Source organism: Dietzia sp. CW19, assembly GCF_014145265.1.
Taxonomy (GTDB): Bacteria; Actinomycetota; Actinomycetes; order Mycobacteriales; family Mycobacteriaceae; genus Dietzia; species Dietzia natronolimnaea.
The window spans coordinates 1-1,978 of record NZ_JAALEE010000516.1; the positions used below are offsets into that span (position 1 = coordinate 1).

Annotated in this window: 3 protein-coding genes; all 3 read left to right on the forward strand. The window is 69.9% G+C overall.

What is annotated here, in order from left to right; all coding sequences use genetic code 11:
- A partial coding sequence (locus G6021_RS14700) for an enoyl-CoA hydratase-related protein (RefSeq protein WP_182641602.1) occupies positions 1-537 on the forward strand: 537 nt, incomplete at its 5' end.
- A gap of 66 nt (positions 538-603) precedes the next feature.
- On the forward strand, positions 604-1,737 hold the full coding sequence (locus G6021_RS14705; RefSeq protein ID WP_182641603.1) for an NDMA-dependent alcohol dehydrogenase: 1,134 nt from the start codon (positions 604-606) through the stop codon (positions 1,735-1,737).
- Between the two features lie 11 nt (positions 1,738-1,748).
- On the forward strand, positions 1,749-1,978 hold a 230-nt coding region (locus G6021_RS14710), incomplete at its 3' end, for a TetR family transcriptional regulator (protein WP_182641604.1).

Sequence of the window (1,978 nt, forward strand, 5' to 3'; positions counted from 1 at the left end):
CGGACCCGGGTGTTCCTCGGGCTGCTCCGGGCGATCATCTCGCACCCCAAGCCCGTGATCGCCGCCGTGGACGGCCACGTCCGCGCCGGCGGGATGGGACTGGTGGCCGCCTGCGACCTCGCCCTCGCCGGGCCGACGTCGACGTTTGCGCTCACCGAGGTCCGCCTCGGTCTGGCGGCGGCCATGATCTCGGTGCCGCTGGCGGCGCGGATCAACTCACGGGACCTCGCACGCGCCCTGCTGACCGGTGAGAAGTTCGACTCGGCGCACGCGAGTCGGATCGGCCTGCTCTCGGAGGCGGTCGACGACGTCGACGCGGCCGTCGACGAGCTCGTCGCCGCGTTCCGGCCCTGTTCACCGCAGGGACTGGCGGAGAACAAGGCGCTGCTGGCGGCGCCGATGCTGGCCGATCTCGACGCCCGTGGAGAGGACCTGGCCGGGGTGACCGCCCGCCTGTTCACCACCGCCGAGGTCGCCGAGGGGATGACCGCATTTCTTGAGCGCCGACCGCCCTCCTGGGCGACGCCGGACGCGTAGCGTATGCGATGTCGTTGATGTGTGACCGTCACCACATCGCCCACGTCCAACCCGAGAGGTAATGCCATGCGCACCAGAGCAGCCATCATCCGTGAACCCAAGCAGGACGCCTGGGAGATCGTCGACGTCGACATCGACGACCCCAAGGCGGGGGAGGTGCAGGTCAAACTCGCCGCCTCGGGGCTGTGCCACTCGGACGAGCACCTGCTCACGGGGGACCTGCAGTTCGAGACCTATCCGATCATGGGTGGCCACGAGGGCGCGGGCGTGGTGACCAAGGTGGGAGAGGGTGTCACCGGGCTCGAGGTGGGGGATCACGTCGTCCTGGCGTTCATCCCCGCCTGCGGCACCTGCCCGCCCTGTTCCGAGGGGCTGCAGAACCTCTGTGACAACGGCGCCGGGCTGCTGAGCGGCCGGGCCATCAGCGACGACGGCTACCGGGTGCACACCGCCGACGGCGAACCCGTGGCGACCATGTGCGTCCTGGGCACCTTCGCGCCGCACGTCACCGTCCACCAGTCCTCGGTCGTCAAGATCGAGAAGGACATCCCCCTGGACAAGGCCGCCCTGCTCGGATGCGGTGTCTGCACGGGGTGGGGCTCGGCCACCGAGATCGGCCAGGCCAAGGAGGGCGACGTCGTGGTGGTGGTCGGCGTGGGCGGGATCGGGATCAACTCCGTCCAGGGCGCCGCCGCGGCGGGGGCGCGCGTCATCGTGGCCGTGGACCCGGTGGAGTTCAAGCGGGAGAAGGCGATGGAGTTCGGGGCGACACACACGTGTGCCTCGATGGACGACGCCATGGCGCTGGTGGGGGAGCTCAGCTGGGGGCGCATGGCGGACCTGGTCCTGCTCACCATGGGAGTGGTGGACGGGAAGGACCTGCTGCCCGGGCTGATGCTCACCGGCAAGGGGCGCCGCTGCGTGGTCGTGGGGCTGGGGGACATGATGGCCGTCGACGCGCAGATCTCCATCCTCGACCTGGCCATGCAGCAGAAGACCCTGCAGGGGGCGATCTTCGGTGGCACCGGCCCGCGCAAGCAGATCCCGCACCTGCTGCACCAGTACCGGGCCGGGAACCTCAAGCTCGACGAGTTGGTCACCAGGACGTACCGGCTCGACGAGATCAACCAGGGGTACCAGGACATGCGCGACGGCAAGAACATCCGCGGTGTGATCATCTACGACGAGCAGGACTGGTAACAGGAGGAGCAATGACGGCACCCGAGCAGCGGGCCCCCAAGCAGGACCGTAGTCGCCTCACGCGGGAACGCCTCCTGGGTGCCTCGATCGACCTCCTCGCCACGCAGGGCTGGGCGGCGACCACCGTGGGCGCGGTGGCCGCCGCCGCCGGCGTCTCACGGGGCGCCGCGCAACACCACTTCCCGACCCGTGAGGACCTCATCACCGCCGCCCTCGGGCACATGATCGAACAGCGGCTCGA